11 protein-coding genes and 2 pseudogenes are annotated in these 14,418 nt (G+C 63.0%); 10 read left to right on the forward strand and 3 right to left on the reverse strand.

The window, feature by feature from the left end; genetic code table 11:
- Positions 1-295: 295 nt before the first annotated feature.
- Entirely contained in the window at positions 296-730 is a 435-nt protein-coding gene (locus tag U5771_RS30385) for a phosphatase (protein WP_322027390.1), read from the reverse strand.
- A gap of 323 nt (positions 731-1,053) precedes the next feature.
- On the reverse strand, positions 1,054-2,412 hold the full coding sequence (locus tag U5771_RS30390) for an NAD(P)/FAD-dependent oxidoreductase (protein ID WP_322027391.1): 1,359 nt from the start codon (positions 2,410-2,412) through the stop codon (positions 1,054-1,056).
- 100 nt (positions 2,413-2,512) lie between these two features.
- On the opposite strand from U5771_RS30390, the gene U5771_RS30395 reads away from it, so the two are divergent.
- Entirely contained in the window at positions 2,513-3,466 is a 954-nt protein-coding gene (locus tag U5771_RS30395; protein WP_124487108.1) for a LysR family transcriptional regulator, read from the forward strand.
- 40 nt (positions 3,467-3,506) lie between these two features.
- On the opposite strand, the gene U5771_RS30400 is transcribed toward U5771_RS30395, so the two are convergent.
- Positions 3,507-3,704, reverse strand: a complete 198-nt coding sequence (locus U5771_RS30400; RefSeq protein WP_322027392.1) for a hypothetical protein — start codon at positions 3,702-3,704, stop codon at positions 3,507-3,509.
- Positions 3,705-3,896: 192 nt separating this feature from the next.
- Between U5771_RS30400 and U5771_RS30405 the strand changes: the two genes are divergently transcribed.
- The 9 genes and pseudogenes from U5771_RS30405 to U5771_RS30450 all read left to right on the forward strand — a co-directional run bounded on the left by U5771_RS30405 (position 3,897) and on the right by U5771_RS30450 (position 14,397).
- A complete protein-coding gene (locus tag U5771_RS30405; RefSeq protein ID WP_322027393.1) occupies positions 3,897-4,802 on the forward strand; it encodes an AraC family transcriptional regulator in 906 nt (301 codons plus the stop codon).
- Between the two features lie 296 nt (positions 4,803-5,098).
- A complete protein-coding gene (locus U5771_RS30410; RefSeq protein ID WP_322027394.1) occupies positions 5,099-5,992 on the forward strand; it encodes an NAD(P)H-binding protein in 894 nt (297 codons plus the stop codon).
- 849 nt (positions 5,993-6,841) lie between these two features.
- Positions 6,842-7,349, forward strand: a pseudogene (locus tag U5771_RS30420) (type VI secretion system ATPase TssH); the annotation flags it as partial.
- Positions 7,344-7,616, forward strand: a pseudogene (gene tssK / locus U5771_RS30425) (type VI secretion system baseplate subunit TssK); the annotation flags it as partial. The pseudogenes U5771_RS30420 and tssK, both read left to right, overlap by 6 nt.
- A gap of 170 nt (positions 7,617-7,786) precedes the next feature.
- Complete coding sequence (locus tag U5771_RS30430; RefSeq protein ID WP_322027395.1) at positions 7,787-10,312, forward strand: type VI secretion system Vgr family protein; 2,526 nt, start codon at positions 7,787-7,789, stop codon at positions 10,310-10,312.
- A 68-nt stretch (positions 10,313-10,380) separates the two neighbouring features.
- Positions 10,381-10,950, forward strand: a complete 570-nt coding sequence (locus U5771_RS30435) for a DUF3304 domain-containing protein (RefSeq protein WP_322027396.1) — start codon at positions 10,381-10,383, stop codon at positions 10,948-10,950.
- Between the two features lie 14 nt (positions 10,951-10,964).
- Positions 10,965-11,567, forward strand: a complete 603-nt coding sequence (locus U5771_RS30440; RefSeq protein WP_322027397.1) for a DUF3304 domain-containing protein — start codon at positions 10,965-10,967, stop codon at positions 11,565-11,567.
- 13 nt (positions 11,568-11,580) lie between these two features.
- Positions 11,581-12,186 carry a DUF3304 domain-containing protein gene (locus tag U5771_RS30445; RefSeq protein WP_322027398.1) on the forward strand — a complete coding sequence of 202 codons (606 nt, stop codon included), beginning with the start codon at positions 11,581-11,583 and terminating at the stop codon, positions 12,184-12,186.
- Positions 12,187-12,201: 15 nt separating this feature from the next.
- On the forward strand, positions 12,202-14,397 hold the full coding sequence (locus U5771_RS30450) for a DUF2235 domain-containing protein (RefSeq protein WP_322027399.1): 2,196 nt from the start codon (positions 12,202-12,204) through the stop codon (positions 14,395-14,397).
- The last annotated feature ends 21 nt before the right edge of the window (positions 14,398-14,418 follow it).

A 14,418-nucleotide genomic window follows, 5' to 3' on the forward strand; every position in this document is an offset into this window, starting at 1 on the left:
CTCATACTCATACTCTGTCTACGACGCAGACGCAGACGCAGACGCAGACGCAGACGCAGACGCAGACGCAGACGCAGACGCAGACGTGTCCCCCGCTGCGATCTTCAGCTTGTCCGCGACCACCGCAACGCGCGAATCGGCCTGGTAAGGGCATGTCATCGTGGCTTGAAGCGGGCGGGGGGGCGAGGCAGGATGCACGTCGTCCCGTTTCCGGGCGGATTCGGTCGGGCAATCGTCGGCATCGCGCCGGATCGCGACCGGCCGGCGCGAGCCGGCCCGTATGCAGCGACTCAGGTCAGTGCACGCCCGCCGATGCGATCGAGCGCATCGTGTCGGTGATGCGCACGCAACGCGACAGGCCGAACGTCTCGGCTTCGCGGCGTTCCGGTTCGCTGCTCGCGACCGCCACCGCGCGCTCGGGCGGTACACCCAGCGCCTGAAGCGCGACGTCGAACGGATGCTGGTTTGCTACGGAGTCCTGCTGATGAGCGTCGGTCACGACGACCGAGAAGCGGTCGAGGTTCGCACGGCCGAACTGGCCTTCGAACATGTCGCTGAGCCGGGCGGCCGGCAACGTCGTGACGAGACCGAGTCGATATCCTTGCTCCGACGCGCTGTCGAGCCACTGGATGATCGCATCGCGCTGGTTGCGCGATTCGTGCGAATCCGGTGTGGCTTCGATCTGCGCGAATGCGGCGTCGAGACGGGTGACGATGGCTTCGATGACCACGGTGATTCCTCTCCTGAGACGTGACGATCCGTTCGCGGACGGGAATGCCCCACACCTTAGCGTCGATCCGGAAATTGAAACCAATTAATATTTATATCCGACTCATACGATTTGGCTAATGAATCGGGTGACAAGCCAGAGCTGGCGCGGGATGCGCGCGATGCCATGTTTTCCGGATGATTCGCATCGTATCGACGGCCTTCAATGTCATGCACCAAACGCGCGCATGACGTGAATGCACCGGATGTGTGCAAATAGAAAACGGCGTATCGGGCGAGGTGCGCCCGATACGCCGTCTTGCGATGCCGTGTGCGAATCAGCGATCAGTGCAGCTTGATCGACGGCTGGTTGCGGCTTTGCAGCCAGTGGCTCAGCGACTGGAACAGCGCGCGCTTCAGTCCGTACACGCTGAACAGGTGCTTGCGATACAGGAACTTGTACAGGCCGATCGCGGCGAGCCCGTCGACGATCAGCGAGCGCGAACGCACGCCGAGGTCGGCCTGATACACCGCGCCGGCCTGGCCGAGCGACACGACGGTGCCCGCGTCGCGGAACGTGAAACCCGCCACCGCCTTGCCGGCGAGGCGGCGCGCGAGCGCTTCGCCCAGGTACACGGCCTGCTGATGCGCGACCTGCGCGCGCGGCGGCAGGAAACCGCTCGCATCGGCCGACGGGCACGCGGCGCAGTCGCCGAATGCATACACGTGCGGATCGTCGGGTGTCTGCAGCGTGTCGGTCACGATCACCTGGTTCGACCGGTTGAGCGCGATGTCGCCGAGTTCCCGCAGGATCGCGGGGCCCGCGACGCCGGCCGCCCAGATCGTGATGTCGCTCGCGAGCCGCTCGCCGGCCGCGGTCGTGACGGCGTCCGCGCCGACTTCCGCGACGCGCGTATCCGTCAGCACGTCGACGTTCAGCGTGCGCAGTTGCGCGTGCATCTTGGCCGACAGCCTGGCGTCGAGCGCCGGCAGGATGCGCGGGCCGCCTTCGATCAGCCGGATGTGCACGTCGCGTGCGGACACCAGCGCCTTGAAGCGATACGTCGTCAGCTGCTGGATCGCATGGCGCAGCGCCGCGGCCAGTTCGACGCCCGTCGCGCCCGCGCCGATCACATTGATGCAGATCGGTGCCGCGTGCCGCGCCGGCTGCTGCTCGGCCAGGTGGTTCGCCTTCGTGCAGGCGGCGAGGAACTTGCGGCGGAAGTCCTCGGCCTGGTCGAGGTTTTCGAGCGGCAACGCGTGGCGCGCGGCGCCCGGCACGTTGAAGAAGTTCGTCACGCTGCCGACGGCCAGCACGAGATCGTCGTAGCCGAGCTCGCGCTGCGGCAGGATCTCCGTGCCGTCCGCGTCCTGCACCGCGGCGATCGTCGCCGTGCGTGCCGCGCGGTCGACCCGCTGCAGCGCGCCCTGCACGAAGCGGAAGCCGTGGCGCTTCGCCTGCGCCGCGTATTCGATCGTGTGCGAGGCCGGATCGCGATGGCCCGAGGCGGCTTCGTGCAGCAGCGGCTTCCAGAAGTGCGTCGGGTAGCGGTCGACGAGCACGACGTCGGCTTGCCCGCGGCGGCCGACCGTGTCGCCGAGGCGCGTGGCGAGCTGCAGGCCGCCGGCGCCGCCGCCGACGATCACGATGCGCGGCACGCGCGGTGCGCGATCCGTTGCAAGGGTAGGCGTGATGTTGTCCATGTTGTGGCTCCCGCTGATGACGATTCGGATGACATTGCTCAAGAACCGACGATATAGTTTTGAACCTACGCGAACAATTTAATGTTTATAAGCGACTCATATGTATTCACTTATAGGAAAGACCGCGACGTTCCGGCAGCTGAAGGCGCTGGACATGATTGCGCGGCTCGGCAGCGTGTCGCGCGCGGCCGAGGAGCTGAACCTGACGCAGCCGGCCGTGTCGCTGCAGGTTCGCCTGCTCGAGGAGGCGGTGGGCGCCGCGCTGTTGCAGCGGGTGGGGCGCGGCGTGCAGCTGACCGCGGCCGGTGAAATCGTGTCGCGCTATGCGCGCGAGATCCTCCATCTGTGGAGCGAGGCCGGCGACGAGGTGGCCGCGCTGACGGGCGATCTCGGCGGCACGTTGCGGATCGGCGCGATCACGACGGCCGAGTACCTGATCCCGCCGCTGCTGGTGAAATTCACCGCGACGCGTCCGCACGTGAAGACCTATTTCAAGGTCGGCAATCGCGACGACATCATCCGCATGCTCGCGACGCATGAAATCGATCTCGCGGTGATGGGCAGCGCGCCGAAGGAGCTGCGCACGCACGCGGTCGAGTTCGCGAAGCATCCGATGGTGTTCGTCGCGGCGCCCGGCCATCCGCTGATGCAGCGCAAGCGCGTCGCGCTGAAGGATCTCGAATCCGCGCACCTGCTCGTGCGCGAACGCGGCGCAGGCACGCGTTCCACGGTCGAGAGCCTGTTCAAGACGGCCGGCTACCGCTTCCATGTGGGCTCCGAACTGTCGAGCAACGAGGCGATCAAGCAGATGGCCGAAGCGGGGCTCGGCGTCGCGTTCCTGTCGTTGCACGCGTGTGCACTCGAGTTGCGTACGGGGCTGCTCGGGCAGTTGCCGTTTCCGGGCAACCCGATCGAGCGCGAATGGTATGTGGTCACGCTCGCCGACCGGCGGATCTCGCAGGTGACGGGGCTGTTTCGCGACTTCCTGATCAAGCAGGGCGCGCCGGTGATCGACGGCGCGACGGTGGCGCCGCACGAGCGGCGGCGCAAGTAGGCCGATGAGGGCGGCGTGTGCGTGCCGCGTGTCGCGACGGTCAAACGATCCCGAAGTCGTCGTTGCTGTCGGGAATCGACGCGAGCAGCCGCTCGAGCCGATACCAGCCGATCATGCGCAGGCACCAGGCCGCGAGGGCGGTCCGGTCGTTGCGGGAGGCGAGGCGGGACGGGCGGCGGGCGGCGCGGGACGGTGAAGCCGGGTTGAACGCCGCGCGTTGCGGGCGGTAATGGGGCATGACGGTCTCCGTAGGTGTCGGATGAGGCCATCGTAAGCGGCGCGGCGCCCGTCGGCGCGCACGCACGGATGGGCCGGAGCAGGAACGGATGATCTTTTTCCGCGCGGCGCGGGCATGGCCGTGCAAGCCCGGCAGGCGGCCCGGAAAAGCGTCACAATGCGCGATCGACACCCGATCTGGTGGAGGGGAACCATGAGCGATCCGATTCTCGCCGCGCCGACCGACAACGGCGTGCCGGTCAGCCTGCGCTCCAGCCGCGGGCTTGGCTGGCGCGGCTTCGGCGCGTCGCTGCTGGAGATTCGCGCGGGCACCTACCGGATCCCGGCCGCCGAGCATCACCGCATCGGCGTGCATATCGGTTCGCCCGTGCGCGCGGATTGCGTGTGCGACGGCGAACGCGTGTCGCGCATCCAGGCGCACGGCGACGTCGACGTGATTCCCGCCGGCCTGCCGGGCCAGTGGACCGACAGCGCCGACTGCCGGATCCTGCACATCGGACTCAGCGACACGTTCGTGCGGCGCACGTTCGAGCAACTCGAGCTGAAGCCGTCGCAGGCGCAGATCCGCCGGCGGCTGCAGGTGCGCGATCCGCGCCTGCAGCACATCGCGTGGGCGATGGCCGCCGAACTCGAAGCGGAAGACGCGTCGGACCCGCTCTATGCGGAGAGCCTGTGCACGGCGCTCGTCGCGCGGCTGGTCGACAGCCAGCCGGCGTTTCGCGAGCGGCGGCGCACGCTCGCGCCGAAGGTGGCGGCGCGCGTGATCGACTATGTCGAGGCCAATCTCGAGCACCGGATGACGCTTGCCGAGCTTGCGGCGGTCGTGTCGATCAGCGTGCCGCATTTCAAGGTGCTGTTTCGCGAGACGGTCGGGATGCCGGTGCATCAGTACGTGGTGCGGCGCCGGGTCGAGCGTGCGAAGGCGTTGCTGCTCGAGGGTCGGCTCAGCATCAGCCAGGTCGCGCTCGAAGCCGGGTTTGCGCATCAGAGCCACATGGCGAACTGGATGAATCGCGTGCTGGGCGCGACGCCGATGGAGATCGCGCGGTCGGGGGCGCGGGGTGGGCTGAGGCTCGCTCATGACGGCGAGGACCGTTGATCGACGGTCGTGCCGGATGGGTTCCCCGCGCGGGACGCCGGCTGGCGAGCCCACTATCCGTCGCGCGCAGGCAAGGCGTTGTTTCCGACTGCCGCAGTTTGGCCGGCGACATCCGGTCAGGCCTCAAGGCAATCGTCCGACAGCCTGCCGGACAGTCGCCGCGTCCGGCCACGTCGCGGACGAACTCGGCAACCGCCTGATCCGTCATCCGTTCCTGTCCGGTTCATCCGTGCGTGCGCGCCACGTGGGTTGCGAGCGCCGACAATCCCCTCACCTTCATCCCCCAGGAGCAGATCGTGTTCGTGATTTTCGGAGCATCAGGCAACGTCGGCTGGTCGACCGTGACGACCCTGCGCCACGCAGGTCATTCCGTGCGCGCGGTGCTGCGCGACGCACGCCAGCGCGAACGCTTCGCGCAACTCGGCTGCGACGTCGCGATCGCCGACCTGACGGACGCACGCGCGGTTGCCGCGGCGATCGATGGCGCGCATGCGGTGCAGATGCTGTGCCCGGTGCCGGTCGCCGACAGCGACCCGGCCGCGACGATGGTGCGGACGATCGACATCGTGACCGGCGCGCTCGCCGCGAATCCGCCGTCGGCGCTGCTCGCGTTGTCGGACTACGGCGCGGAGCGTGACGGCAACACGGGCATCACGCGGCTCTTTCATCGTCTGGAAGTAAAGCTGAAGACGGTTCCGACACGGCTCACGCTGCTGCGCTCGGCCGAACACCTGCAGAACTGGACGCGCGTGCTGCCCGTCGCACTCGCAACCGGCGTGCTGCCGAGCTTTCACCATCCGGTCGACAAGGCGTTTCCGACGGTCTGGGCGCCCGATGTGGGTGTCGCGGCGGCACGGCTGCTGCTCGATTCCGCCGACACCGGCAACGGGCCGCGTATCGTCAGCATCGAAGGGCCGCGGCGCGTGAGTGTGCGGGACATCGCGGATTGGCTCGGCAGGGCGGCCGACCGCGAGATCGTCGCACGCGAACTGCCGCGCGACGCATGGACCGCGACGCTGTTGCGCGCGGGGCTCAGCGAGCGTCATGCGCAGCTGATCGTCGATCTGTACGACGTGCACAACGCGGGGCAGATCGACGTCGAGGCCGGTGTGTCGGAGCGGGTGTATGGCACGACGACACCGGCGGAGGCGCTTGCGGCGCTGATGCGCGGGCACGCAGCGCCAGCGTGATACCGGTGGTCGTGAGCGCGATTTCCGACGCTATTCCAAGCTATCCCTCCGGTCCCCTTGTGCAAGGAGGCTCACCCGGAATCGCATTGACCACCTCGACGTGGCGTTTGCCAACGAATTGCTCGGCCCGCTTCAGTCGTACCGGGATCGGGCTGCGCACCGTCTGCATTCAGGCCGTCAATGCCATCCACGAAAACGTGTGCGACGTCCGACGTTGCCTTCACGTGCGTACTCGCGACATTCAACAGGTGCAGTTCGAGTCAATGGCGAGAGGTCAGGCAGATAGGTGTCGAGATGCATCGATCGGTTATTGAGATGGAAATAATCGTGCGGGCGAGTTCAAACGAGTCCAGTCGAGGTGTTTTTGAGATTGAATTTGAAATGTAAAACAAGGTCGAAAAATGAATCTAATGCGTTTGCAGTAAAAAAATATCTATGTCGTGATGACCTTGGGTTCGCGAGAAAAATGAATTTATCTCAAAATAACAACGGCTTGCGAGGGTGTGTTGCGAATGATCGGTTGGGTGTCTGATCGAGAGCCGAGCTGATGTTGTGTGCTGGGTTGACGGAGATGTTTCAAAAGGGGTTCGGTAGCGTTCTCGGGGAATATTCCGGACTTGACGCATTGACGGAGGTTGTAATTCGTGCCGATAATGCGGTTTCGATTTGATTGGCCGATTGAGTCGAATTGAAGAGAAAGGGTGTGTGCCAGTGCTTCCGGAGGCCGTCTGGAAGGCAGTCTGCATAGCAGTCCTGACAGATGCTGCATGGTGCTTGGAGGCATCGCGGCCAACAACGAAAATCACCATGACCATGTTTCGCCAAGCGCTATTCGGTAAGCCAGCGGGCCGGCTTTACGGAGATATTGAATCGGCGGCGCCCGCGAAGTCGCCTGCGCCGCTCGTCCTGTTCATCGACGAAATCCACACGCTGATCGGTGCAGGCGGTCAGGCCGGCACGGGCGACGCAGCCAACCTTCTGAAGCCGGCGCTGGCGCGCGGCACGCTGCGCACGATTGGTGCGACGACCTGGGCCCGGTACAAGCGGTATATCGAGAAAGATCCCGCATCGACCCGACGCTTTCAGGTTCTCCAAGTCGCGGAGCCGTCCGAGGCTGTTGCCGTCGATAGGGTGCGGGGGCTCGTGCAAACGTTCTCCGCGCATCACGGCGGAGTGGCGCGTGACGAGGCGATTCGCGGTGCGGTGACGTTGTTTCACCGTTACATCCCGTCGCGTCAGTTGCCGGACAAGGCGATCAGCGTGCTCGATACCGCGTGCGCACGCGTGGCGCTGTCTCACCATGCCACGCCGAGAGAACTCGACGACGTGCGTCAACGGCTTGCGGCCGCCCGGCATGGCGGGCGAACTGTCGACGCATCTGCGCACGGATACGCGTCGGCCGCTCGACACACATGCGCCTTATCGGCATACGCCGCCGCATCTGTATCTGACGCCGGTTGTCGACGATACCAACGCGGACTACATCCATTACGAATTGACGCAAGGTGGGCCGCTTTGGGAGGAAGTCGTGCGTCACGCTGGCATCGCGTTGCATGTGGCGGGCGAGTGCCCGTCGTCGAGGCTTGAGTTGTGGGGCGTGCGCGCATCGGCGCGACTTAATTAAGTGAGGATATATGTTCAAGAGGGTTGTGGTGGCGATCACCCATCTGATTTTTCTGATGATGTTGTCGGGTTGTTTTCACGTTAATGGTTGGAAATAAGGAATGCTATCCGTCATATGTCGAATGCACGACGGACGGTCAATGATCCGAGCGATTCAACGGAGGTGCCGGAATGGCGCTGTTTGACTCACCACGGACGTTGTCGATTTCCGGCGCGGCCCTGCCGATGTACGGTGATCGTCCGATCCTCACGGCGGTGAAGCTTACGGGCGGCGAAACACTCGGCGAGCTGTTCGAGTACACGCTCGAGATGAAAACTCCGGATGAACTCGGGTTCTCGCAGGGCATTGCCGCGAATATCGATCTCGACAAGCTGATCGGCACCGAACTGACCGTCTCGATTCAGCTCGAAGGTGTGGGACATTTCGTTCGCGGCCTTGCCGGCAATACAGGAATGGCGAACATCGGCGCAGGCACGCGCGAGATCACCGGCATCGTCACCCACGCATCCATTCTGCGAGAAGACGGTCGATCGATCGTGTACGCGGTCACGCTTCGACCGTGGCTCTGGCTGGCGACGAAGAATTGCGATTGCCGCATCTTCCAGGATATGTCCGTGATCGAGATCACCGATGCGGTGCTCTCGTCCTACCTGTTCCCTGTCGACAAACGACTGACGCCGCCGCGTCCGAACAAGACCTGGCCCAAGCGGGACATCCAGCGCCAGCACCAGGAAAGCGATTGGACGTTCCTGCAGCGGTTGTGGGAGGAGTGGGGCATCTTCTACTTCTTCGAGCATGACGAGGGGAAGCACCGTCTCGTGCTGTGCGATACGATAGCCGCGCTCAAGCCACACGGCGATGCCTATTCGACGATCCGCTACGAGGCTCCCAATAGCCGGCGTATTGACGAGGAGCATATTCATGCGCTGTCGGTCTCGAATGCGTTGACGACAGGTGCGGTGACCAGTGTCGACTACGACTACGCCCGGCCGCGCGCAAACTTGACGGTTGCGCGAGAAGACCCGCGCAATACGGGGCTCGCCAATCAGGAACATTACACGTGGGCCGATTATGCGCAGCCTCAGGCCGGTTCGGGCGGTTTGTCGGGCGCGCCCAACGAACCGCGGACCGAAGCCGAATACCTGACGCTCGTGCAGATGCAGGCGTATCGCTGTCAGGGGATCAGAGCCTCCGGACAGGGCAACCTGCGTGGGCTGGTCGCCGGACAGACCTTTGTGCTTTCGCACTATCCGCAGCGCACCGGCAACTGTGAATACGCGGTTATCTCCGCGATGCTGACGATCGAAGAGGTCGGCGAGGCGTCAGGTTCCGGTCAGCGATACCACTGCGAAGCGGACTTCGTGTTGCAGCCGACTCATGAGCCGTTCCGGCTGCTGTGCTCGATCGCAAAGCCGCGTATTACCGGTGTTGAATATGCCGTTGTGACGTGTCCGGAGAACCAGGAGATCTGGACGGATGCGTACGGCCGGGTGAAGTTGCAGTTTCTGTGGGATCGGCTCGGCGACAACGATGAACGTTCGAGTTGCTGGGTGCGCGTTGCCGGTGCGTGGCATGGCGATCAGTTCGGCGGGATCTTCCTGCCGCGTCGGGGCCATGAGGTTGAAGTTGCGTTCGCGAATGGCGATCCGGACCTGCCGGTTATCGTGGGAAGTGCGGCGAATGCGTTCAACATGCCGCCATTTGCTTTGCCGGAGAACCAGACGCTTGCCGGAATTCGCAGCAAGGAGATCGGCGCTCGGCGGGCGAATACGCTTGCTTTCGACGACACGAACGGAAAAATTCAGGCGCACCTGTCGAGTGACGAAGGCGCCTCGCAGTTGAATTTGGGGTACATCACGCGTATCGCGGGGAATGCCGGGCGGCAGGACGAGCGCGGTCGGGGCGTTGAATTGCGTACCGATGGGGACGGCGTCTTTCGCGCGGCGACGGGCATGTTGCTCACGACGGAAGGCCGTCCTAATGCGCAGGGCCATGCCAAGGCCATGTCGGAAGCGATCCGGCGGCTCGAAGTTGCACAGAGCCTGCATGTCGCGATGAGCCAGGCTGCCCAGGAGGCTCAAGCCCAGGAGACCGACGGACACCAGTCGGACCTCGCGAAGACGATTGAAGCGCAGAACGACCAGATCCGTGGCGTCGCACGCGATGGAAATCCGTTCCCGGAATTTTCTGAGCCCCATCTGATGATCGATGGTAAGGCGGGTGTTGAAATCACGACGCCTGCTACGGTGCATGTGGCCGCGCAACAGGTCGCATTGACGAGCGAGGGGCATGTCGGCGTCGCGAGCGGTCGAAGTTTCTTTGCGAGCGTGCGCGACACGATCAGCCTGTTTGCCCACCGGGCGGCTATCAGGATCTCGGCCGCGCTGGGCGACATCGTTCTTCACGCGTTGACCAGTTCGATCAAGCTGGAGTCCGCGAAGTCTATCCAGTTACTGACGAAAGTCATCCAGATCACGGGCGTTGAAAAGCTGGAACTGCAAGGCGGCAAGACCCGCATGGTGCTTGACGACAGTGGCGCGCAGATATTTACGCCGGGCAAGTTCGTTGCGTTTGCATCCACTCACTCGCTACCGGGACCGAAAGACTCGCCGGTCAGCCTTGCGCCGAAGAGTATCTGCATCGAATGTCTTCTCAAAGCCGCCAGAGGTGGTTCGGCGCTGGTTCTACGGCAATAACCTCAACCATCGGATCGATAGTGGTCAATTGCGCTTGTTTCTCACAGTTGGGAGTTTTCCTGAAGAGGATGCTGCCGGTGCTTGGCCTGTCATTGGGTGCTTGCGCGGGCGGGCAGACGACAGGGGCAACAGTACAACTCGAATTGCCGAAAAAGGTCCAGCTACTGGCTGGGGATTCGAAGGCATTGAACTACACGCCTTGGTACATCCATTCTTTTGCGCTTTTTGGACCTTCTGGTAGCAGTATCGGGGGAGGGGGGGCGAATGTGGTGGCGGTAAAGGCAGATGGTAGGCCGTCAACAGGTGGCGGAAAGTGCTGTACCAGCCTGCCCACCGAATGGCAAGCGGATCTGAGGTTGACGGTGCGCTGGCTGGTGGAAAAGAAGAGACCGGACGGAAAGAAATGGGGCTATTGGTACAAGGCGGAGAACGTGCGGATTGCGCCCTACACCAGTGGCAATACCGGAGACGCGTGGGCGATCTTTTTACCGGGAGATCGTGTGTGCGTCATGTTGACAGATGGCAATCGAGATGGCGGAAACAACCCGACCATTCGCCCGACGCACAACGATCCGTACATCGCGCAGGGCGTGATCGACGACGAATGGAACCGGCGTTATCCGCCGGCTCACGATTGAGAAGGGAGCACGAAGTGACGATTCGATTGCGTGGGGTGGGAACCGGCTTGCTGGCGGCGCTGTGTTTGTCGCTGATGGCGTGCGCGGGCGGGCAACCGAATGTAACTGTTGCCGAAGACGTGTCTCGCCCGGTGAAGGTGGGTGGCGGCATGGATGTTTTCGCGCAGAACTATTCGCCGTGGTACATCCACACGTTTTCGATGGTCGGGCCGTCCGGGAGCGGGATTGGTGGCGGCGGTTCGAACGTGCTACCGATCAAGGCGAATGGCCGTCCGTCAGAAGGGGGAGGAATGTGCTGTATGCGCTATCCGCTCGAATGGCAAGCAGACCTGACGTTGACGGTGCGCTGGCTGGTGACGAAGAAGAGACCGGACGGAAAGAAATGGGGCTACTGGTACAAGGCAGAGAATGTGAGGATTGCGCCGTACGACGGTGCCAATGCCAATCATGCATGGGGCATCTTTCTGCCGGGAGACCGGGTGCGCGTGATGATCACCGACGGCAATCGGGAGGGCGGGAACAATCCGAACAACCGTCCAGCCGACAACGATCCGTATATCGCGCAGGGCGTGATCGACGAAGAGTGGAACCGGCGTTATCCGCCGGCTCACGATTGAGGAGGGAAAGTCAGTGACGATTCGATGGCGTGGGGTGGGAACCGGCTTGCTGGCGGGGCTGTGTTTGTCGTTGGGCGCGTGTGCCGGTGGCCAACCGGCAGGGCCGGAGGTGGCAGTCGAGGTACCGAAACGGGTGCCACTGCTGTCGGGGGATACCAAGGCGCTGAACTACACGCCCTGGTACATCCACTCGTTCGCGATGACGGGGCCAACGGGCAGCGGGATTCGGGGCGGCGGGCCGAACGTGATGCCGATCCAGCCAAACGGTAAGCCATCAGGAGGAGGCAAGGCAGTCTGTTGCACGAGCCTGCCCACCGAGTGGCAAGCGGATCTGAGACTGACGGTGCGCTGGCTGGTGGAAAAGAAGAGACCGGACGGAAAGAAATGGGGTTATTGGTACAAAGCGGAGAACGTGCAGATTGCGCCGTACACCAGTGGCAATACCGGTGATGCGTGGGCGATCTTTTTACCGGGAGATCGGGTGCGCGTCATGTTGACTGATGGCAATCGCGATGGTGGAAACAACCCGAACAACCGTCCAGCCGACAACGATCCGTACATCGCGCAGGGCCTGATCGATGAAGAATGGAACAGGCGCTATCCGCCGGCTCACGATTGACAAGGGAGGAATGCGGTGACGATTCGATGGCCTGAAGCAATGCCGGACGGTGGCCGGTTGCCGCTTTCGCAAAGCGAAGACGCGTATGAGCTGGGCGCTCTGCGGATGCATGACGAAACGCGGTCGTGTCAGCAAACGCTGCAGATCAGCCTGTTCTTCGACGGCACGAACAACAATGACGCGGCGGATAACCCGCTGCGCGACTCGCTCAGTCGTAGCCATACCAATGTCGCACGGCTGTTCAATGCGGCGTTGGATAAGAACGAGGATGGCATATTCGCCTTTTACATTCCCGGCGTCGGCACGCCGCTACCCGAGATCGGTGAGGAAACGTACCTGAAGATGGGTAAGGCGATGGCTGAGGGCTTCAACGCGCGCTGCGTCTTGGGCTATGTCCGTGTGCTGAATGCGGTCTACTATGCGATTGCGCCAGACAAGACCTTGCCTTTGATCTCCCGCGACAAAGCAAATACGTTATGCGATGCGGCCGCAAACGGCGACATGAGCGGGTTCGACGAACCGATCCAGACACTGGGCGTGACCCACAAGCTCGCGGTGGATGCCCAGCATCCCCCCGGGACGATCAGAAAGATCTGGATTAACGTGATTGGCTTTTCCCGTGGGGCTGCCGGCGCGCGTGCATTCGTCCACAAGCTGGTCAACAGTTGGGCACCCGGGGGCAATCTCGTCAAGTTCGCCGGTAAGTACGCGCTGCCGTATCAGGTGAATTTCCTGGGATTGTTCGATACCGTCGCATCCGTGGGCCCGCCTGACTCGACCCGCGCGACCGTCGACATCGGGTCGTTCGACGGACACTTCGCCTTTGCCAACAACGGCGCGATGCGCATTCCCGATTCGGTCCGCTACTGCGTTCATGCGTTCTCGATTCACGAGCAGCGCATGAGTTTCCCGGTTGATTCAATACGCGAGGTAGGGGGAGCCTATCCACTCGGTATTCGCCACGAAATTGCCTATCCCGGTGTGCATTCGGATGTCGGCGGTGGCTATGCGCCGAACGAACAGGGCAAGGGCCGTGATCCCGACAAGGGCGACGGCGGCAAGCTCAGCCAGATCGCACTGCACGACATGTACATCCACACGCTGAAATATGGCGTGCCGATGATGAAAAGCGGCGAGATTCTCGACAGTCCGTTAAGAAGGGCCGATTTCGCGTTGTTCCCCGAGACGATCGCCGCGTTCAACGCCTGGCTAAAAACCGCCGGGCCGATCGGGCGCATGGAGGACGCGATCAAGCATGGCATGGTCGAGCTGCTGGCATGGCGGACGCTACGTGCGCAGCCGGACACACCCGAATACGTGGCCAGTCAGGAGTTCTTCCTCAAGGCGAGGGAAGACGGCATGACCCCCTACAAAGTCGACGAGGCACTAGAGAAAGCAAAGAAGACGGATCCGCAACTGAAGACGCTGAAGGCTAAGCGTGCGCGGTTGGAGGCGCAGAAGTCCCAAGAAACGGGTAACCACCGCTATCCGGCCAACATGCCCAGGATCATCGAGTTGGACGCGCAGATCAAGGCGACGAATCTCGAGATCGACCGTCGCACAGAGGCAATGTGTGGCGAGGTGGCTCACCCGGGCACCGAGGATGCTGCTCCGGCGCGTCCGGGCGAAGGGGTATGGGATGTCACGACCAACGAGCAGACCGATTTGCGCCAGGGCGCCGAGGAGATGCGCCTGCTGCTGGGCTACTTGCATCCTGAGGATCGCGAATCGAAGTGGAGGGTAACCGTGACCGTACGCATGGACTCGGCACTCCGACAATACCCGGACACGGGTACGACGACGACACTTTCGGTGAAGCACGAGCAGCCCGGCAGTGATACCCCCGAGGTCAGGCTTGCCGAGAGCGGAATTCTGCTTGCATCGACATGGAGCACGATTTTCAGCGTATTCAACCCGTCGAATGACATCGTGGCGGCGCCCGCGCGCGGCGTCGTCGACTTTCTGAAAAAGCATGCGTCGATGGAAGCAGCCAACCGGCTCCAGAAGGCGAGCATCCATCTGCTCGACGACTATGTCCACGACAGCCGCATCTGGTTCCGCGTGCCCTGGTTTCACGAATACGCGCCGGGTGGTTATGGCTGGCCCCGCGTGATCTTCGAGGGCGGCAAAAAGCGGATCGCTTATATGGGGCTGACTTCCGAATCCGAACCGCTGGTTGCCGGGAACATCAGCAAGGCCGCATGGGCATAGAGGCAGGGGACGGATTCATCC

It is taken from the genome of Burkholderia sp. BCC1977, assembly GCF_905339595.1.
Lineage (GTDB): Bacteria > Pseudomonadota > Gammaproteobacteria > Burkholderiales > Burkholderiaceae > Burkholderia.

Excerpts from the sequence above, each read along its gene's own strand:
- U5771_RS30400 (WP_322027392.1), bottom strand. The coding sequence starts at position 3,704 with ATGCCCCATTACCGCCCGCAACGCGCGGCGTTCAACCCGGCTTCACCG.
- U5771_RS30390 (WP_322027391.1), bottom strand. The coding sequence starts at position 2,412 with ATGGACAACATCACGCCTACCCTTGCAACGGATCGCGCACCGCGCGTG.
- U5771_RS30405 (WP_322027393.1), top strand. The coding sequence starts at position 3,897 with ATGAGCGATCCGATTCTCGCCGCGCCGACCGACAACGGCGTGCCGGTC.
- U5771_RS30435 (WP_322027396.1), top strand. The coding sequence starts at position 10,381 with ATGCTGCCGGTGCTTGGCCTGTCATTGGGTGCTTGCGCGGGCGGGCAG.
- U5771_RS30395 (WP_124487108.1), top strand. The coding sequence starts at position 2,513 with ATGTATTCACTTATAGGAAAGACCGCGACGTTCCGGCAGCTGAAGGCG.
- U5771_RS30430 (WP_322027395.1), top strand. The coding sequence starts at position 7,787 with ATGGCGCTGTTTGACTCACCACGGACGTTGTCGATTTCCGGCGCGGCC.